Source organism: Thiomicrorhabdus cannonii (assembly GCF_013391695.1).
GTDB lineage: Bacteria > Pseudomonadota > Gammaproteobacteria > Thiomicrospirales > Thiomicrospiraceae > Thiomicrorhabdus > Thiomicrorhabdus cannonii.
Genome location: NZ_JACBGH010000005.1, coordinates 143,069 through 160,221, shown reverse-complemented (window position 1 = coordinate 160,221; position 17,153 = coordinate 143,069). Strand labels below are relative to the sequence as shown.

At 53.8% G+C, this 17,153-nt stretch carries 20 protein-coding genes; 11 read left to right on the top strand and 9 right to left on the bottom strand.

The genetic code is table 11. From position 1 onward, the window contains the following. Nucleotides 1-28 precede the first annotated feature (28 nt). The 4 genes from rluB to HZ297_RS07660 form a co-directional block, all read right to left on the bottom strand. Nucleotides 29-919 (bottom strand): 23S rRNA pseudouridine(2605) synthase RluB, encoded by an 891-nt coding sequence (gene rluB / locus HZ297_RS07675; RefSeq protein WP_178862411.1) that lies wholly within the window; start codon nucleotides 917-919, stop codon nucleotides 29-31. Between the two features lie 27 nt (nucleotides 920-946). Further along, nucleotides 947-1,600 carry a site-2 protease family protein gene (locus HZ297_RS07670; protein WP_178862410.1) on the bottom strand — a complete coding sequence of 218 codons (654 nt, stop codon included), beginning with the start codon at nucleotides 1,598-1,600 and terminating at the stop codon, nucleotides 947-949. Further along, nucleotides 1,597-2,220 (bottom strand): L-threonylcarbamoyladenylate synthase, encoded by a 624-nt coding sequence (locus tag HZ297_RS07665; protein WP_178862409.1) that lies wholly within the window; start codon nucleotides 2,218-2,220, stop codon nucleotides 1,597-1,599. Before HZ297_RS07665 ends, HZ297_RS07670 begins: the two co-directional genes overlap by 4 nt. Before the next feature lie 114 nt (nucleotides 2,221-2,334). Beyond that, entirely contained in the window at nucleotides 2,335-3,207 is an 873-nt protein-coding gene (locus tag HZ297_RS07660) for a PHP domain-containing protein (protein ID WP_178862408.1), read from the bottom strand. A gap of 163 nt (nucleotides 3,208-3,370) precedes the next feature. On the opposite strand from HZ297_RS07660, the gene HZ297_RS07655 reads away from it, so the two are divergent. The 5 genes from HZ297_RS07655 (at nucleotide 3,371) to HZ297_RS07635 (ending at nucleotide 6,333) form a co-directional block, all read left to right on the top strand. Next, on the top strand, nucleotides 3,371-3,997 hold the full coding sequence (locus tag HZ297_RS07655; RefSeq protein WP_178862407.1) for a septation protein A: 627 nt from the start codon (nucleotides 3,371-3,373) through the stop codon (nucleotides 3,995-3,997). Nucleotides 3,998-4,018: 21 nt separating this feature from the next. Continuing rightward, nucleotides 4,019-4,318 (top strand): YciI family protein, encoded by a 300-nt coding sequence (locus HZ297_RS07650; protein WP_178862406.1) that lies wholly within the window; start codon nucleotides 4,019-4,021, stop codon nucleotides 4,316-4,318. Between the two features lie 39 nt (nucleotides 4,319-4,357). After that, complete coding sequence (gene lexA, locus HZ297_RS07645) at nucleotides 4,358-4,819, top strand: transcriptional repressor LexA (protein ID WP_178862405.1); 462 nt, start codon at nucleotides 4,358-4,360, stop codon at nucleotides 4,817-4,819. A 28-nt stretch (nucleotides 4,820-4,847) separates the two neighbouring features. Further along, entirely contained in the window at nucleotides 4,848-5,366 is a 519-nt protein-coding gene (locus HZ297_RS07640; protein ID WP_178862404.1) for an asparaginase domain-containing protein, read from the top strand. 82 nt (nucleotides 5,367-5,448) lie between these two features. Beyond that, nucleotides 5,449-6,333 carry a DMT family transporter gene (locus HZ297_RS07635; protein ID WP_178862403.1) on the top strand — a complete coding sequence of 295 codons (885 nt, stop codon included), beginning with the start codon at nucleotides 5,449-5,451 and terminating at the stop codon, nucleotides 6,331-6,333. Between the two features lie 78 nt (nucleotides 6,334-6,411). Here HZ297_RS07635 and yjgA read toward each other — a convergent pair whose 3' ends face one another. From yjgA to HZ297_RS07620, 3 genes are all read right to left on the bottom strand, one after another. Then, entirely contained in the window at nucleotides 6,412-6,957 is a 546-nt protein-coding gene (gene yjgA, locus HZ297_RS07630; protein WP_178862402.1) for a ribosome biogenesis factor YjgA, read from the bottom strand. Beyond that, a complete protein-coding gene (gene ligA, locus HZ297_RS07625; protein ID WP_178862401.1) occupies nucleotides 6,950-8,983 on the bottom strand; it encodes an NAD-dependent DNA ligase LigA in 2,034 nt (677 codons plus the stop codon). The genes yjgA and ligA overlap by 8 nt, the downstream gene beginning before the upstream one ends. Before the next feature lie 128 nt (nucleotides 8,984-9,111). Continuing rightward, the gene (locus HZ297_RS07620) at nucleotides 9,112-10,029 is read right to left on the bottom strand and encodes a cell division protein ZipA (RefSeq protein WP_178862400.1); all 918 of its coding nucleotides are present in this window, start codon (nucleotides 10,027-10,029) and stop codon (nucleotides 9,112-9,114) included. Nucleotides 10,030-10,287: 258 nt separating this feature from the next. On the opposite strand from HZ297_RS07620, the gene HZ297_RS07615 reads away from it, so the two are divergent. Both HZ297_RS07615 and HZ297_RS07610 read left to right on the top strand, forming a co-directional pair. Beyond that, entirely contained in the window at nucleotides 10,288-11,739 is a 1,452-nt protein-coding gene (locus tag HZ297_RS07615; protein ID WP_178862399.1) for an FGGY family carbohydrate kinase, read from the top strand. Nucleotides 11,740-11,757: 18 nt separating this feature from the next. Next, nucleotides 11,758-12,105, top strand: a complete 348-nt coding sequence (locus tag HZ297_RS07610) for a HopJ type III effector protein (protein ID WP_178862398.1) — start codon at nucleotides 11,758-11,760, stop codon at nucleotides 12,103-12,105. Between the two features lie 91 nt (nucleotides 12,106-12,196). Here HZ297_RS07610 and HZ297_RS07605 read toward each other — a convergent pair whose 3' ends face one another. Then, nucleotides 12,197-12,958 carry an HAD family hydrolase gene (locus HZ297_RS07605; protein ID WP_178862397.1) on the bottom strand — a complete coding sequence of 254 codons (762 nt, stop codon included), beginning with the start codon at nucleotides 12,956-12,958 and terminating at the stop codon, nucleotides 12,197-12,199. 359 nt (nucleotides 12,959-13,317) lie between these two features. Here HZ297_RS07605 and dksA point away from each other — a divergent pair, with 359 nt between their 5' ends. The 4 genes from dksA (at nucleotide 13,318) to HZ297_RS07585 (ending at nucleotide 16,432) form a co-directional block, all read left to right on the top strand. Continuing rightward, nucleotides 13,318-13,746: an RNA polymerase-binding protein DksA gene (dksA, locus tag HZ297_RS07600; protein WP_178862396.1), complete on the top strand. Its 429-nt coding sequence runs from the start codon at nucleotides 13,318-13,320 to the stop codon at nucleotides 13,744-13,746. A gap of 148 nt (nucleotides 13,747-13,894) precedes the next feature. Next, nucleotides 13,895-15,487: an AAA family ATPase gene (locus HZ297_RS07595; RefSeq protein ID WP_178862395.1), complete on the top strand. Its 1,593-nt coding sequence runs from the start codon at nucleotides 13,895-13,897 to the stop codon at nucleotides 15,485-15,487. 53 nt (nucleotides 15,488-15,540) lie between these two features. Further along, nucleotides 15,541-16,188 carry a hypothetical protein gene (locus HZ297_RS07590; protein WP_178862394.1) on the top strand — a complete coding sequence of 216 codons (648 nt, stop codon included), beginning with the start codon at nucleotides 15,541-15,543 and terminating at the stop codon, nucleotides 16,186-16,188. A gap of 16 nt (nucleotides 16,189-16,204) precedes the next feature. After that, nucleotides 16,205-16,432, top strand: a complete 228-nt coding sequence (locus HZ297_RS07585) for a hypothetical protein (RefSeq protein ID WP_246261736.1) — start codon at nucleotides 16,205-16,207, stop codon at nucleotides 16,430-16,432. A 79-nt stretch (nucleotides 16,433-16,511) separates the two neighbouring features. On the opposite strand, the gene HZ297_RS07580 is transcribed toward HZ297_RS07585, so the two are convergent. Beyond that, nucleotides 16,512-17,135, bottom strand: a complete 624-nt coding sequence (locus HZ297_RS07580; protein ID WP_178862393.1) for a YqiA/YcfP family alpha/beta fold hydrolase — start codon at nucleotides 17,133-17,135, stop codon at nucleotides 16,512-16,514. Nucleotides 17,136-17,153 lie beyond the last annotated feature (18 nt).

Here is a 17,153-nt window from a genome sequence, read left to right as displayed (position 1 = left end):
GAATGCCTTTTCTCTGATTTTGAAGGCGTTACTTGCCTTTAAAGTCGTTCAAATCGTGGATCGTACGCTTTTGCTTGCCGCTAATGGCGCGTTGTGCGTTGCGCGAGTTTTTCACCGGCCTCGTTTTTTCAGTGGTATGCGGACGCAGATCGGGACGCGCTTCCTCCGGTAAATCGACACGCTTAAGCAGCTGGTTGATCTGCTTCCACGTCAAAGATTCAGTCTTACCTTTACGCAGGTTGCGCGGCAACTGAAATTCGCCATAACGGATGCGCTGCAGACGGTTGACCTGCACGCCCTGCGATTCCCACATGCGACGCACCTCGCGGTTGCGCCCCTCTTTAATGACCACGCGGAACCAGCTGTTCATCGTTCCCTCTTCACCGGGCAGGCGGCTGATTTTATCGAATTTGGCCGGACCGTCTTCGAGCATAATGCCCTCTTTGAGTTGTTTGATGATGCTGTCGGGCACTTCGCCGAAAACACGCACCAGATATTCGCGCTCCACCTCGTAAGACGGGTGCATCAAACGGTTGGCGAGCTCGCCGTTATTGGTCAAAATCAACAGACCGCTGGTGTTGATGTCCAGGCGGCCGATGCTGACCCAGCGGCTGTTGATAATGCGCGGCAGCTGATCAAAAATGGTTTCACGGCCTTTTTCATCCTTGCGGGAACAGACCAAACCTTCGGGTTTGTTGTAAAGAATGACCTGTGTCGGCTGCTTGGCCAGACGCGTGGCTTTGACCGGCTGGTCGTTGACCTTGATCAGATCGTTCTCTGTGGCACGCTCGCCCAGCTGCGCCACGCGACCGTTGACCTTGACCTTGCCTTCGCTGATCAGGGTTTCAACCGCGCGGCGTGAACCGAAGCCGGCACGGGCCAGAATTTTTTGGAGTTTTTCTCCGGGAATGGTTTCCATCGTCTATCTCGTTTCTGTGTTGAGGCTTTAGAGCCCGATAAAATCGTAAATGAATTGTTGGAAGAAGCTGTACGGGCCGCTCAGAATGGGGCCGAGCAAGCCCAGCAGCAATAAGCCTAGAATAATAAAAAAGCCGAACGGGGCGATGCGGTTGTATTGCCACGCCAGTGCCGGCGGCAAAATGGCTGAAACCACATGGCTGCCGTCAAGCGGCGGGATCGGCAGTAAATTCAGCACCAGCAATATCAGGTTGATACTGATGCCGGCCAGACCGCTGTATATTAAAAATACGCCGATCTCCGGTTGGGATAGTTGCAACAGCATGCCGATTTTGGCAACCGCCGCCCAGAGAATCGCCATAATGAGATTGGAGCCGGGGCCGGCCATGGCCACCCATGCCATATCGCGGCGCGGATGTTTGAAATTGCGGGCGTCAACCGGTACCGCCTTGGCCCAGCCAAACACAAAACCGCCCAAAACCAACAGGACGACCGGAACAACAATGGTGCCCAACGGATCAATGTGTTTAATCGGATTGAGCGTCAAACGGCCGAGCATGCGTGCGGTTTGGTCGCCCAGTTTGGAGGCTGCCCAGCCGTGCGCCACTTCGTGGACGGTAATGGCAAAAATCACCGGCAAGGCCCATACTGCGATTTTCTGAATGAGCGTCAGTTCATTCATTCGCTAAAGACCCCCTGCCCTTGGCGAACCAGTATCGGTTCATCCTCGGTAAAGTCGATAATGGTCGTTGGTTCATGGCCGCTGTAGCCGCCATCCAACACCGCATCCAAGGCGTGATCCAGCTCTTCGCGAATGCTCCAGCCATCGGTCATCGGCAGCTCCTCTCCCGGCAAAATCAGGCTGGCGGTCAGCAGCGGTTTGTCCAGATAGGCCAATAGAGCGTTGGTGACCGTGTTGGGGGTGACGCGCAAGCCGATGGTTTTGCGTTTTGGGCTCTGCAGGCGTCTGGGGACTTCCCGGCTGGCCGGCAGTATAAAGGTGTAGGCGCCGGGCAGATGGCTTTTCAGGTAGCGGAACTGCGAGTTGCCGACCTTGGCGTATTCCGACAGATTGCTCAAATCGCGGCACATTAGCGTCAGCTCGTGGTTTTCATCCAAGCGGCGGATGGTGCGGATACGTTTGGCTCCCTCGGCATTGTCCAGCAGGCAGCCCAGGGCGTAACCCGATTCCGTCGGATAGGCGATAACGCCGTCCTGCTGCAGAATATCGACGACCTGTTGCAGTAAACGCGGTTGCGGGTTGTCGGGGTGTACGGAAATGTATTGACACTCTTTGCTCACGGTAAGGCCTTGGCTGAATTGTGAATAGAGGAAAAGCGTTGATTTGCCGGATATTATAACACTTGCCTGTTGCCGGTGTTGTATTGGCTTACAGGCAGAAACTGCGATTAGCCGTCAAGTGACGGATGACGGCAGACTCGGTTGCAGCGGCGTTTTGAATGCCTGCCAGACGGGTTCGCAGTGCGCCGGCAAGGGAGCCAGCCAACCCAGGCCGCGCCAGTGCTGTTCCGGTCTGTGGAAGTCGGAACCCAGCGAAGCCAGCAAACCGTAACGTTTGGCGCGTTCGGCCATGCCGGTAATATCGGCACTGTGGCGTGACTGATTGACAACCTCAATCCCCTGTCCGCCGGCTTCAATAAAACTTTCGATGAGGCGGTTGAGTTTACGGCTGGTAAAACCGTAAATGCCCGGGTGCGCGATCACCGCGACGCCGCCTGCTCCGGTAATCCATTCCACCACCTGTTGGAGTGCCGGCCATTGGCTTTTAACGTAACCGATGCGCCCTTTTTTAAGATATTTATCAAAGGCTTGTTGCGAGTTTTTAACGTAATGCTGTTCTATCAGTATTTGCGCAAAATGGCCGCGGCCGACCACGCCCTGCCCGACCTGTTGCTGTAACAGGTCGGGCAGGTCCAGATGGTTGAAGTTCGGTTTTTCAAGGAGCTTTTCCAAAATGGCCTGGGCGCGTTGCCAGCGCAGGTCACGGATGTGTTGCAGTCCCTGTTGCAGCGCGGCATTGTTGATGTCGAAATCGAGGCCGACAATGTGGATGCTGTGCCCTTCCCATTCGCAGGAGGCTTCTACGCCGCTAAAAAGCTGGATGCCCTGCGCACCCGCATAATCCAGTGCCTGTTCGTAACCGCGGGTGGTGTCGTGGTCGGTGATGGCAAGATGAGTCACGGCATACTGCTTGGCCAGGTCGATGAGCGCGCGAGGCGACAAGGCGCCATCGGAGGCCTGGGTGTGACAATGAAAATCGACTTTCATGAGAACTACTTTGGTTACAAGGCTTAAATTGCCGGATTTGCTTTCAATCCAAGGCAAACACCGCTAGAATTTGGCTTCATTATACGCGCAAAATCTTTAAGCCGAGTGATTGAGCAGGGATTTTGCCGAGAATACATTGACCTTTACCGTGTAACCCATTGATATGAAATTATTATTTGATCTTTTTCCCGTTGTACTGTTTTTCATTGCCTACAAGATGTACGACATCTATGTAGCGACCGCCGTGATTATTGTGGCGACCATTGCGCAAGTCGCCTATGTTTATGCGAAAGATAAACGTGTGGAGAAGATGCACATTATCACCCTGGCACTGATTCTGGTGCTGGGTGGGCTCACCCTGATATTGCAGGATGAGAATTTCATCAAATGGAAGCCGACCATTGTCAACTGGGGCTTTGCACTGGTGTTTTTGGGCAGTCATTTCATCGGCGAGAAGCCGATCATCGAGCGCATGATGGGCCAGGCAGTGCATTTGCCGCATCCCATCTGGACGCGTTTGAGCATGATGTGGATCGCCTTTTTTGTGCTGGCGGGGGTGCTGAACCTGTATGTGGCGTTTAATTACAGCACCGATATCTGGGTCGATTTCAAACTGTTTGGCCTGATGGGCTTAACAGTGGTGTTTATTATTCTGCAAGGTTTCTATATCAGCCGTTATATCCAGGAGTCGGATTCGGAAGCCGAGGGGGCTAAATTGGCCGACGGCGGCGAAGAGTTGCCGATGAATCCGGTGGAGCAAAAGAGCGTTTCTTCTCAAGAGCGCCCCTAACACAACAAGGACAGAATCATTATGTTGTATTCGATTTTTGCATTTGACGTTCCCAATAGTCTGCCATTGCGTGTCGAAGCGCGTCCGGCGCACATTGCCCGCTTAAAGGCGTTGGCCGATTCGGGCCGTTTGGTACTGGCGGGGCCTAATCCGGCGGTTGATTTGCTTGAACCCGGAGAGGCAGGTTTTAGCGGCAGCTTGATTGTAGCTGAGTTCAAATCGCTGGAATTGGCGCAAGAATGGGCCAATGCCGACCCTTATCTGGCCGCCGGCGTTTATGAAAAAGTCATTGTGAAACCCTTTAAAAAAGTGCTACCTTAATTGCTATCCGCAATCGCATCGAATTTCCCTGGAGGTGTTATGTCCAATGTCGCTTACCTGATTCCCACCCGCAATCAAAAACTGCAGCTGCATCCGACCGATATGCTGGAGTGGCTGGATGATGATTTAGTGGAGATTCCGCTGTTGGGCTGGACATCGGCCGGCGAGCCGATTCAGATGGAACTCGATTACGACACCGTGGCGATTCCTTCCGCCTACGTCAAAAAAGAGACCTTTGCGTTGCGTGTCAAAGGCAACTCGATGCTTGATGAGAATATTCAGGATGGCGATATTGTCATTATCGAGCGCCGTTCGTCGGCGGAAAACGGCGAATCGGTGGTGGTGCGCATCAATAATGAAGAGGTCACCATGAAGAAGTTCTACATCGAAAAAGGCGGCGTGCGTCTGCAACCGGCCAATCCGGAGATGGAGCCGATCATCCTGAAAAACGAACAGATTGAAATCCTCGGGATTGTCACCGGGGTGTTGCGTCGTCCTTAAATCCGCCGAGAGTGTGTCGAGTCTAGCTATGAGCGCCTTTGTTCCCCAACTACCCCGCGAAATCCAGCTGTTTATCACCGGCGGCACCCTTGATAAGGACTACGATGCGGTGAGTGGCGAGCTGGTCTTCCCGCCCTCCCATCTCGACGGTTTGCTGGCACAGGCGCGTTGCACGCTGCCAATTGAGCTGGATGTGCTGATGCAGAAGGACAGTCTGCATATGGATGACGCCGACCGTGCCGTAATCAACCAGGCCTGTCAGGATTCGCGCCACAGTCATATAGTGATTACCCACGGCACCGATACCATGGTGCAAAGCGCGCAGGTCTTGTTGGGCAACCCCAACCTCAAAGACAAAACCATTGTGTTTACCGGTGCCATGCGCCCATTCAAATTGGGAGAATCCGATGCGTCTTTTAATGTCGGGGCGGCACTCATGGCGGTGCAGCTCGCCAAACCGGGGGTTTATCTGTGCATGAACGGCCGCCTGTTTGCGGCGGATCAGGTGCAAAAAAACCGCCTGGCCGGACTGTTCGAAGCCGTTTAATTCCAGAGTTTCGATTACCTCGTTTTCTGTTCCTTGTTGGCGCCGTCCTGGCGCCGAATGTTTCTTACTCGAGTACCCGCAGATGAAAATAGCGCTGGCCTATCTGGGCATCGTGATGATTTGGGCGACCACCCCTTTGGCGGTCAAATGGAGCGGTGAATCCGACTGGTTGTTCGGCGTGGCGGCGCGAACCCTGTTGGGCGCGCTGCTGATTGTGCCGTTTGTATGGTGGCTCTCCAAACAGCGTTTTGATTGGCAATGGCCGGCCATCAAAGTCTATCTGGTCGCCAGTATCCCCATTTTGGGCGGGATGACGGCGATGTATTGGGCGGCACAATATCTGCCTTCCGGCTGGATTGGCATTCTGTTTGGCGTAACACCGGTGATGACGGGCATTATGGCGCACTACTGCCTGCCCAATAGCCGCTTGACCTTGCGCAAAAGCCTGGGGGTGTTGATTAGCCTGGCCGGCTTGGTGGTGATTTTTGCGCCGAATCTGCGCGAGCAGCACGCGCAGATGCAGCTTGCCGCCATTGCGATGGCGCTGTTGTCGGTGGTGTTTCACTCTTACGGCACGGTGCTGTTAAAGCGCGTGAACTCTGGGATTTCTTCGTTGCATCTGGTGGCGGCCGCTTTGTGGATTACCGTGATCGGCCATTTCCTGATGGCGCCGATGACGTTGCTCCATTGGCCGGAGCTGCAATTACATCAAACACTCGCCATTTTCTATGCCGCCAGTGTCGGCTCGGTGTTGGGATTTTTGCTGTACTTTTATCTGCTCAAGCATGTGGATGCGATCAAGGTCGCGTTGATACCGGTGATTACGCCTTTTTTTGCGTTGCTGATCGGTCATTGGTTCAATAACGAAGTCTTGAATGCGACGGTCTGGCTCGGCGCTGCGATGGTGGTAATGGGATTGGTGACCTTTGAATGGCGCTTTAAAAGCCTTGCAACGCCGCTAAAATGACCTCTAAAAACTCAACAGGCCGGGTAGAAAGTGTTTCTACCCGGCCTGTTGAGTTTTTTTAGCGCGGCATTTGGGTCTTTACCATTCCAAGCTGCGCAGGTACTTAAACAGCAGACGCGCCGATTTCGGCGGCTGTTCGGCGTCGCGCTCTTTGATTGCATTGCGGATCCATTGGCGCAACTGCTGGCGGTCGGCATGGCTGAATTGCTGCATGAACTCCTCCAAGGCTTCATCGCCGCCGTCAAGCAAACGGTCGCGCCACTGTTCCAAACGGTGGAAGTGGGCATTCTGCTGTTTGGCTTTGATCTCCTGCTCCATCAATTTGTCTTTGATGTCCACAATCCACTCTTCGTGTTTGCGCAGCAGTTTGCCGACAAACGCTTTCTGACGCTTGATGGCCGGACCCTTATCCATGTTTTTAAGCATCAACACGGCTTGCTGTAGCTCATCCGGCAGTTGCAGTTTCTTGATTTCATTGTCGGTCATCTGCGCCAGTTGTTCGCCCAAATCGGTCACGGCCTGCGCGGCCTTTTTGATCTGTGTGCGGCTACCGAACTCTTCCTGCTCCCAATCCGGAATTTCCATTGGTGCGGTGTGGCGGTTGACGTTACGTGGTCTAACCATTGTTTTCTCCCATCATTTCTAACCACTGTTGCTCGGAAAGCACAGGGATGCCCAAGGATTCTGCCTTGGTCAGTTTGGAGCCGGCTTTCTCGCCGGCGATGACATAATCGGTTTTGGCAGACACGCTGCCGGTGACCTTGGCACCTGCGGCCTCCAATAGCGCCTTGGCTTCATTGCGGTCGCGCTGTTGCAATGTGCCGGTCAGCACCACCACTTTGCCGGCAAACGGCGAATCCTCATCAACGGCTTGGACTTGCGGTGGCGGCCAGTGCACGCCCGCCTCCAGCAAACCGCGGATGACCTCCTCGTTATGCGGCTGTTTGAAAAAGGTCACGATATTCTCGGCGACCACTTCGCCGACATCCGGCACCGCCATCAATTGTTCGCTATCGGCCTGCATCAGAGCATCGAGTTCACGGAAGTGCTGCGCCAACTGCTTGGCGGTGACCTCCCCGACTTCGGGAATGCCCAAGGCAAAAATAAAGCGCGCCAGGGTGGTTTGCTTGGCGGCTTCAATCGCGTCTATGACGTTCTGCGCGGATTTTTCCGCCATGCGTTCCAGTCCGGCGAGCTGTTGCAACGTCAGGTGGAACAGGTCGTCGGGGTGTTTGACCCAGTCGCGTTCTGCCAGCTGATCGATTAGTTTATCGCCAAGTCCTTGAATATCAAAGGCTTTGCGGGAAACAAAATGTTGTAGGGCGCGCTTGCGTTGCGCCGGACAGAACAAGCCGCCGCTGCAGCGGTAGACCGCTTTGTCATGCTCTTTGATGACTTCCGAGCCGCATTCAGGGCAGTGTGTCGGCATCGTGAAAAGGCGCGTGCTGCCAGGACGTCGGCTCAGTACCGGCCCCACCACTTCCGGAATCACATCGCCGGCACGGCGCACGATGACGGTATCGCCGATCTGCACATCCTTGCGGCGGATTTCATCCATATTATGCAGGGTGGCATTGGAAACGACCACACCGCCGACGGCGACCGGCTGCAGACGCGCCACCGGGGTCAAGGCGCCGGTGCGCCCGACTTGGATGTCGATATCCAGCAATTCGGTCCAGACCTCTTCGGCCGGGAATTTGCGCGCAATCGCCCAGCGCGGGAATTTGGAGGTGAAGCCAAGCTGGCGATGCAGCGCAATGCGATTCACTTTGTAAACGATGCCGTCGATCTCATACGGCAGTTCGCTGCGTTTTTGCAAAAGCGTGTCGTAATAGGCCTGCATACCGGCCTGACCGGTCACCACTTGCGCTTCGGGATTGGTCGGCAGCCCCCACTCTTTCAAATGCGCAATCACCTGGTCATAGTGTTCGGGCAATGCCCAATCGTCGCTGATCTGCCCCCAGCCGTAAACGTAAAAGCTCAAATGACGTTGCGCGGTGATTTTTGGGTCCAATTGACGCAAGGTGCCGGCGGCGGCATTGCGCGGGTTGGCAAACACCTTGTCGCCCTTTGCCAACTGGTTTTGATTAAGTTGCTCGAAAGTCTTCTTGGACATAAAGACTTCGCCGCGCACTTCCAGAATCTGCGGCCAGTCCTTCCCGAGCAGTTTCAGCGGAATGGATTGGATGGTACGCACATTATGCGTGACCTCTTCGCCGGTGGTGCCGTCGCCGCGGGTGGTCGCCTGCTTGAGCACGCCATTTTCATAACGCAAATTAATCGCCAGTCCATCCATTTTAGGTTCGGCGGCATAGTCGATGGTTTTGACGGTGACGCGCTCCAGGATGCGCGTTTCAAAGTTCTGCAAATCCTCGTGGCTAAAGGCGTTCTCAAGCGAGAACATCGGCACGGCGTGGGTCACCGACTGGAAACCTGCCTGTATCTGATCGCCGACGCGTTGCGTGGGTGAATCGGGGGTGACGCATTCAGGGTGCGCCTTTTCCAGCGCGAGCAGTTGGCGGTAGAGCGCATCATATTGCGCATCGCTGATGACCGGATTGTCGAGCACGTAATAGGCGTAATTGTGCTTGGCGATTTCTTCGCGTAATTGGGAAACTCGCTGTTCAACGGATAGCTGTTGGGGATTCATAATGGGTTTTACAAAAGAGAATTCAATTAGAGATTCAATGGCCTTGGTGGGCTTATGGGCCCGCCAAGTCCTTGTTGTATGCGTGTGTAGGGTATTTCTGCTGCGCGTTATTATAAGCGCTTACGGCCTCACAGCGGTACGGATTCGTATTCAACTGCAGCGTCACGCATGGCCTGCAGGTCAGACTCTTTAATGAGGTGGCGTTCCATGTTGTAGAGACGGCCATTGAGACGCTGCGAAATCTTTCTGGCCATCATAATCAAATCATGCATCGCCGCCGGCGCACGGATGCTGGTCGGCAACTGCAGGATCAGCGCAATGCCGGGAGTCGTATGGTTCTGCAGGTTTTCTGTCGGGAAAGTGCCGGGTTCCAGAATATTGGCAACACGGATAATCTCACGGCCCTTGCTGTCGGTGGTCACATAGATGTGGTTTTTGGAGAAACTCAACCCCACGCCGAGCAACGCCTGATTGACGGCTTCCATGCCGAACTCCTGGCCTGACCCGCCGGTGCTCAATACCAAGAGAGCGAAAATTTCGGGTTCGGTTTTGGCCCCCTGCGATTGACCAGGAGATTCGCCCTGCCGTTCCGGCGGAATGCCGAACTTGACTTTGCTGGACGAGGCGGATGGCGCATTGAGTTCTTCCAGGGTGTAAAGTTCTTCAACATGCAGAACGTGGTGTTTAGGGCCGTCGGCTGGGGCGCTTTCGTTGTCGCTGACGTTGGTTGGCTGCAGTTGGAACTCGTCATCAAACGGCAGCTTGGCCTGGTTTTCGGGAACCTGCGGCTCTTCACCCAGTTGCGGCTGGCTATCGTCGATGTGCAGGCGCGAAACCGTTTGTGGTGACAACCCGGGATGCTCTTCACCAAGGCCGTTTAAAGCGCGCGACGCCTGTTGTCTGGCGGCCGTTGTCGCTTGAGAGGTGTTGGCAGCGACATTCTCTGGGTTACTTTTGCTTTTTGCTTGTCTTTTCTTGCTTAGAAAGAATAAAACGCCAATCACGACAATGGCAAAAATCAGCAAAACTTGCTGTAACTCATTCATGTATACGGCTCCACACTCTGCGATGCAACGAAAGAATTGGGCATTTGGCCTAAGATCATTTTTTAGCGCAAAATTGCGCACAGCCAAATTGCAAAAAATAAACATGATTGTACCTTTTATAGCCACAGAATTTCCAGTGAAAGTCGGCTAAAATTCATACTCCCGCCGATAAGGCGTCGCGTTTACGCGCAGAATGTGTTTTTCAGCCCGGCCGGGAGGCTTTTGCGTGGGTATGGTCGTTCAGAATGGGAAAAAACGGTGGTTACAAACTCAATAGACAACGGCGCATTGATTTTAGGCATTGATGTCGGCACCAGCGGCATGCGAGCCTGTTTGGTCAATCCGCATGGGGACATCAAGTCGTTTTCGGCACCACGCATGGTACTGAGTGCCGGCGTGCCGATGGATTTGCCTGAGCGTGATGCCGCCACCGGCCGCAGCGAGCAGGCATGCACAGTCTGGAGTCGGGCGTTGGAAGCTTTGTTTGCCGCCTTGGCGCAACAGCCGGAATGGCCGGCATTGGCGCACCGCATCTCGCATATCGTGGCGGATGCTACCTCTTCCACGGTGGTGCTGTGTGATCAGCAGAGCGCAATCCCGCTTGGCAAGGCGCTGATGTATGACGATCGGCGGGCTGTCGAGCAGGCTGAGCTGATTGCAGAAGCGACTGCGCTACAGCGGGAACACAATACCGGGGCGCAAGGCGCCAACAGCACGCTGGCCAAAGTGTTGTGGGTTCTGCAGAACATTGCAGACAACAATCAGCCGGTCAACGGGTCTGTGCAGATTTGCCATCAGATTGACTGGATTAACCGTCTGTTGAGCGGAAAATGGTGTGCCACGGATGAAAACAATGCATTAAAACTCGGGTATGATGCCCGGCAACGTAGCTGGCCGGATTGGGTGAAAACGCTGCTGGCCGACTATGCCGCACGCAGCCGTTGCCACATCACCTTGCCGGAAGTGGTGGCGCCGGGCAGTCCGCTGGCCCCGGTAGCACCGGTCTGGTCCGAACGTTGGGGCATAAATCCAGCGGCGCTGGTCTGTGCGGGCACCACCGACAGTATCGCCGGCTTTTTGGCATCGGGCGCGGCCGAGTGCGGCGATGCGGTCAGCTCGCTAGGTTCGACCCTGGCGTTCAAGCAGATTTCCAAAACGCCTATTTTTGCGCCGCAATACGGGGTTTACAGCCACCGTCTCGGCGATTGGTGGCTGGTGGGCGGCGCTTCCAATAGCGGCGGCGCGGTGTTAATGCATTATTTTGATTTGCCGGAATTGCAAAACACGCTTCAGGCGCTGGAGGCGGATGCCGATGGCCTGTCGCTGACCCCGACCGAGCGTTTTTACCCGCTGCTGCACGCCGGAGAGCGCTTTCCCATCGCCGACCCGGCCTGGCCGCCGCGAATGCCGTCCGTGCCCGCAAAAAATGCGTCATTGGCTGAAAAAAAAGCGTTTTTATTGGCGTTGTTGCACGGCTTGAGTCATATAGAACGTCTCGGATATGAGCGCCTGCGGGCGTTGGGCGCCGATCCGCTAAAACGGCTTTATACGGTCGGCGGCGGCAGCCAAAATGCCATTTGGCAGCGTCTGCGCCAGACTTATCTGGATGCGGAGTTTGCAACGGCGCAATCCAGGGATGCGGCCTACGGGGTGACCCGCCTGGTCAGCGAATTTAGTAGTCAAAATAAAGAATCAAAAGATTGTAGATAAGAGAAAAAGGAGTAAACCGTGACGGGATTAAATACACAACAGTTGATTGCGGCGTTGAATGCGGACGTGGTGGATTTCAGCCAAACGATTCAGACGATCGAGCAGGAGTACGATTTTACGCCGACGCGTTTTGTGAATGGTGAAACCGTGAACGAGGCCGGCACTAATAACGGTTCGTGCAAGATTTTTGCGTTTGCCAAGTTGCACGGGCTTTCCGAGCAGGCGACCTTGAATGCCTTTGGCGACTATTATCGCGTGGATGTCTTGCAGCATCCGGACAAAGAAGATCACCAGAATATCCGCAACTTTATGCGTTTTGGCTGGCAAGGCGTGCAGTTTGATGGCGAAGCCTTGCAGCCTAAATAAGGCAGGAATCCAAGTCTTTTAAACTGAACAGGCCGGGTAAGGAGGCATCCCTACCCGGCCTGTTGAGTTTTTAATTGATTATAAAAATCAATTAATTAGCGTGGACTTTTTTCACCAGTTCCAAGTCAAGGTAGTCGTGACCGTGGTGGTTGCCCGCCAATACGTTGAACGCCTGACCCGGTTCGCCCATGTGATCCAGTACCAGATGCGCCGCTGAGAAGTCGTCTTCGGCGGTGTAGTCGTTGATGGTGATAATGGTTTTCACATCGGCCGCGCTGGATGACAGGATGCCGTTGGAGGAGTCTTCAAAGGCGATCGCCTCTGCCGCCGTCAGGCCCATCTGTTCCAACGCCCAGTGGTAGATGTCCGGCGCCGGTTTTTTGGCCGGAACGATATCGCCCGCCGCAATCACTTCAAACCAGCTTTCAGAATCCGGCCCCAGGGTGCTTTCCAGCAAAGCGGTGACATTGGCCGGCGTGGTGGTGGTGACCACCGCCATGCGCATGCCCTGCTCGCGCGCTTCGTTAATCAGGCGTTCAACGCCCGGACGCAACGGAATCAAACCGTCGGCCAGCAGCTGCGTGTAGAAATCGGTTTTGGACTCATGCAAGCCTTTGACAAACGCATCGAAGTTGTCCGGTTTGACAAACTCGGTATTGAACTGGTCCAGATAGAAACGGATGCGCTCTTTGCCGCCGGTGACGGCCAGCAGTTCGCCGTAAAGGGCTTCGTCCCAGTTCCAGTCGAGGCCGGCTTTTTCAAATGCCAGGTTAAACGCCACGCGGTGACCGTCTTTTTCGGTATCGGCCAAAGTGCCGTCTACGTCAAACAGAAGTGCTTGTAAGTTTGCCATGTGTCATGGTCCTCATAGTACTTGATTAAATTGGTAAAGAATTCTGCTTTATATAGGAATAAATAGCAAGATTTACAAGGTGATGGCCATGGATTTCGATGATTTTCCGGCAGGATTTAAGGGGGAATGCGTAGGTTTTTGCGTGCATGTCCACAGTGGGATTGCGGAAAATTTTTAGGGAAATGTAAAAAAAATCTGCTTGTTGCCTCCTTTAAAACCTGCTATAAAATGCGGTTAAGTCACATCGGATAATGCCGCGGAGTCGTTTGTTTAACGGCTTTGCGGTGAAATGAAGGGTCTGATTATAAAACGCCTGACGACAGGCAACATAAATAGACCAAATACAGTAGGAGAAGAAAATGGATATCCAAACGGACTTTATTGAGGACTACCCTCCATACGTTCCTGAAAAAGGTGAAGAATACATGAGCCCGCGCATGCTGGAGCACTTCCGCAATAAGTTGTTGGCATGGAAACAGCAGCTGTTGAACGAAGCCAGCTCAACGGTGAATCATTTGCAGCGTGATTCGGAAACGCCTGCCGACCCTAACGACCGCGCCTCGCAGGAAGAGGAATTTGCATTGGAACTGCGCACCCGTGACCGCGAGCGCAAATTGATCTCCAAAATCGACAAATCGCTGAAAGACATTGAAAGCGGTGAGTACGGCTACTGCAAAATGAGCGGCGAAGAGATCGGTCTGGCGCGTATGGAAGCCCGTCCTACGGCAACGTTGACCGTGGAAATGAAACGCAAGCAAGAGATTCGTGAAAAGCAAGGAGTGGCTTAATGCCCCTTGCCACGCATCCTGTTTGCGTAACGGGGTGACAGCCCCTGGAAAAGCCAAGTTTTTATGACTTGGCTTTTTTATTTGGCTCGCGCTCACGCTATTTGATTTCAAATCTACTTATTTAAAAGTTACTTAACACTTATCGATTGTGAATTTAGACACGCTCATTGACCAGCTCTGCCTGCCGGCAACCTACCCTCACCCGGTTGAAGTGATTACCACCATCGAAACCCACATTTCAGTGGTGTTCCTCACCGGCGAGTATGCCTATAAACTCAAAAAGCCGGTGGATTTCGGCTTTCTGGATTTTACGGCTTTGGCCTCTCGCCAACATTTTTGCCAACAGGAACTCCGACTTAACCGGCGCACGGCCCCCAATCTCTACCTTGCGGTGGTACCACTGTATTTGACGGTCGGACAACGGCTGACCTTTGATTCTCAACAGGCCGGGTCGGCCGAGCCGGTTGAATATCTTTTGAAAATGCGCCAGTTCGATCCTAACAATGTGTTGGGTCGCTATCTTGACGGCAATCGTGTCAGCGAGGTACAAGAACAGCGTCTTGCCGAGCGCATTGCCGACCTGCATCTGCAGGCGGCGCAGGTCGCCAGTGCATCGCATCTGGGCGAGCCGGAAACGCTCCTGCAACCGATGCTCGATAATTTTCCGACGCTGTTTGAAAACTGTTCCGGGGAGTATCTGCCGCGCTTGCAGCGTCTGCTCGACTGGACGCACGGCAGGTTTGCTGAATTGCGCCCGATACTGGTGCAGCGCAAGGCGGACGGCTTTGTGCGCGAATGTCACGGCGATTTGCATCTGGATAATATCGCCCTGATTGATGATGAGCCGACATTGTTCGATGGCATCGAGTTCAATGATGAATTCCGCTGGATCGATGTGATCAGCGACCTGGCGTTTTTATTGATCGACCTGGATTACCGCCAGCAACAGGCGATGGGACGGCGCATCCTTAACCGCTATTTGGGGTTAACCGGTGATTACGCTGCCCTGCAGTTGCTGGTGTTTTATCAGGTGTATCGAGCCTTGGTACGCGCCAAGATTTCCGCCTTGCGTTTATTGCAGCTGGATAAAAATACGCTGGAATTTCAGCATTATAGGGAAAAGACCTTGCGCTATATCGAACAGTCGGAAGGCTATGCCTTTGCAACTGATGCGCCCTCTCTGATTCTGTTGCAGGGAGTGTCCGGTTGCGGCAAGAGCTATTTTGCGCATCAGTTGCTGAGGCTTAACGACGCGGTGATTATCAGTTCGGATATTGAGCGCAAGCGCCTATTCGGCATCGCCCAGACCCATCGGGTATCCGACGCCGAAAAGTCGGCGCTCTATTCCGCTGAAATGAATCAGCGCACTTATGCGCGTTTGCTGGCTCTGGCGCAAAGCCTGCTGACCATGCGACGCCATGTGATTGTGGATGCGACCTTTTTGAAAGCCGAACATCGTGCCGCTTTCTATCAAATGGCGAACAGACTGCAGCTGTCCGCCTATCTGATTTATCTGCAAATCGATGAAAACCAGGCCGCCGCCGCCATCAACCGGCGTATGCAGCTGGATAATAATCCGTCGGATGCGGATGTGGTCGTGATGCAGCGCCAGTTGGCCTATCTGGAACCTCCCGCAGCAGATGAACCGGCGCTGTGTCTGCAGGCGGCAGATTTAAGGCAGCAATTTCCGGCCAGTTTACTTCAGGAATTCCTGCACTGGCCGATAACCGATATAACCTGACCATAACCGATATAACTTCATTTATATCGATAATGCCGACTTATTGGAAGCCCATGAAAACGTTCACCTTCTTCAATCTCCTGAGTGTTTTTGGCCCGCTGCGTTTAGCCATCTGCGGCCTGCTGCTGATACCTGCCGCCGTCTTTGCGGCGGACGATCAGGAAACGTCCGGTAAAACAGTTGATTTGGCTCAGGTGAGTGTTTTGGGCATCAAATTGATGGAAACAGAAGTCAAACAGGTGCGCGACCATTTATGGGCGATCGGCGGCTTTACCCAGGCGAGATCGACCTTGCAGCAGGTCAATGTCGACCGCTTCTTCAGCCGTTCGCGCTGGCGCGACAGCTATTATGTGGAGTTCCGCTATAACTCGGTTGGCAAGATCATGTCCGTCAAACGGCTTTACCGCCCCTACTCGACCGAGACGGTTAACCGCCGCAGTGCACTCACTACGCGCGAAATTGCGCTGCAGCTGGTTAAGGAATTGGGACAGCCCGCTGCGGTGGTTTCGCGCGGCTGGGGCGGCTCGCTACGTTATCCCAGTTATCGTTGGGAAGATGATAAAATGGAAGTGATTCTGGATCGCGAAGGCGGCGAGAAACTGGGCAATATTTTTGTGGAATACCGCGTTAAACCGCAAACGCCCGAGCAGTCGCCCTATTATGTCGAAGCCCAGCCGCCGGCCGGGCAGCGGCGCATTTAATTTTGAGGTAGTCGTTATGCAGGTTAACATGCAAATCAGTGCCGGTCACTACGCCACAACGGGAATTCAGCAGGGATTTGAGCGTCTGGCGGACAATACCCAGAAAATCATCCATCCCCAAAGCGCTCAACAAACCGAAGCCTTGATCGACAATACCCAGGTTGCCAAACAGGTGGAGTCTTCTGCCAAAGCGCTGAAAACCTATGATGAAATGATCGGCACCCTGCTCGATGTAATGGCTTAAGAGTGGGGCTTAAAAGTGGGGCTTAAAAAGGGCTGAAAAACGGGCCCAAAAAAGTCAACAGGCCGGGTTGGCAAGTTGGTTAAAGCCGGCAAATCCATTCTTGAATGGTTTGCCACGACTCCTCTAAATGCACAAACGTGTGATCTCCGCCTTCAAATAGCACGGTCTGCTGGTTGGCATGGCCTGTTTGATAAAGCTCAAAGGCCTGTTCATAGTTGATAATCTCATCGCCTTTGTCCAGCAGCAGCAGCCCTTTTGTATCCGCTTGCGGCCTGGTGTAATAGGCGCTCAACTGCTGCCGGTAAGCTGCATCGACCGTGAACTCTTCTTGAGTATAGGGATTTCGGTGCTGCCCCAGATAGTCCTCCAACAAAGCGACCGGATCCAGCGCCGGATTAATCAGCAGATAAGGCAGTCGATAGCGAAGGCCGAGGTATTGCGCATAAAATCCGCCCAGCGAAGAGCCGATTAAAAAAACGGGGTTCTCCTGCTTATCCAACCCGTTGCGGTGCATGAAGTTCTGCAGATAAGCGACGCTGCTGTCGGGGGTGGTTTGCGGGTAGCTCGGGGTCAGCAATTCAATTTGGCGAGTGCCGGCTTCACAGACCAAAGGATGGCTGAAACGGCGTTCAAACCAGCGGCTTTTTTGGCTCTGGGCATTGCTTAAAAAGCCGTGTAGATAGACGCACTGCATGGTTTGCATTCTGATAAAATCCCCCGC

What these genes read in the sequence shown, in the direction of transcription:
- rluB (WP_178862411.1), bottom strand. Translation starts at nt 919, where the DNA reads ATGGAAACCATTCCCGGAGAAAAACTCCAAAAAATTCTGGCCCGTGCC.
- HZ297_RS07670 (WP_178862410.1), bottom strand. Translation starts at nt 1,600, where the DNA reads ATGAATGAACTGACGCTCATTCAGAAAATCGCAGTATGGGCCTTGCCG.
- HZ297_RS07660 (WP_178862408.1), bottom strand. Translation starts at nt 3,207, where the DNA reads ATGAAAGTCGATTTTCATTGTCACACCCAGGCCTCCGATGGCGCCTTG.
- HZ297_RS07655 (WP_178862407.1), top strand. Translation starts at nt 3,371, where the DNA reads ATGAAATTATTATTTGATCTTTTTCCCGTTGTACTGTTTTTCATTGCC.
- HZ297_RS07650 (WP_178862406.1), top strand. Translation starts at nt 4,019, where the DNA reads ATGTTGTATTCGATTTTTGCATTTGACGTTCCCAATAGTCTGCCATTG.
- lexA (WP_178862405.1), top strand. Translation starts at nt 4,358, where the DNA reads ATGTCCAATGTCGCTTACCTGATTCCCACCCGCAATCAAAAACTGCAG.
- HZ297_RS07640 (WP_178862404.1), top strand. Translation starts at nt 4,848, where the DNA reads ATGAGCGCCTTTGTTCCCCAACTACCCCGCGAAATCCAGCTGTTTATC.
- HZ297_RS07635 (WP_178862403.1), top strand. Translation starts at nt 5,449, where the DNA reads ATGAAAATAGCGCTGGCCTATCTGGGCATCGTGATGATTTGGGCGACC.
- yjgA (WP_178862402.1), bottom strand. Translation starts at nt 6,957, where the DNA reads ATGGTTAGACCACGTAACGTCAACCGCCACACCGCACCAATGGAAATT.
- ligA (WP_178862401.1), bottom strand. Translation starts at nt 8,983, where the DNA reads ATGAATCCCCAACAGCTATCCGTTGAACAGCGAGTTTCCCAATTACGC.
- HZ297_RS07620 (WP_178862400.1), bottom strand. Translation starts at nt 10,029, where the DNA reads ATGAATGAGTTACAGCAAGTTTTGCTGATTTTTGCCATTGTCGTGATT.
- HZ297_RS07605 (WP_178862397.1), bottom strand. Translation starts at nt 12,958, where the DNA reads ATGGCAAACTTACAAGCACTTCTGTTTGACGTAGACGGCACTTTGGCC.
- dksA (WP_178862396.1), top strand. Translation starts at nt 13,318, where the DNA reads ATGGATATCCAAACGGACTTTATTGAGGACTACCCTCCATACGTTCCT.
- HZ297_RS07590 (WP_178862394.1), top strand. Translation starts at nt 15,541, where the DNA reads ATGAAAACGTTCACCTTCTTCAATCTCCTGAGTGTTTTTGGCCCGCTG.
- HZ297_RS07585 (WP_246261736.1), top strand. Translation starts at nt 16,205, where the DNA reads ATGCAGGTTAACATGCAAATCAGTGCCGGTCACTACGCCACAACGGGA.
- HZ297_RS07580 (WP_178862393.1), bottom strand. Translation starts at nt 17,135, where the DNA reads ATGCAAACCATGCAGTGCGTCTATCTACACGGCTTTTTAAGCAATGCC.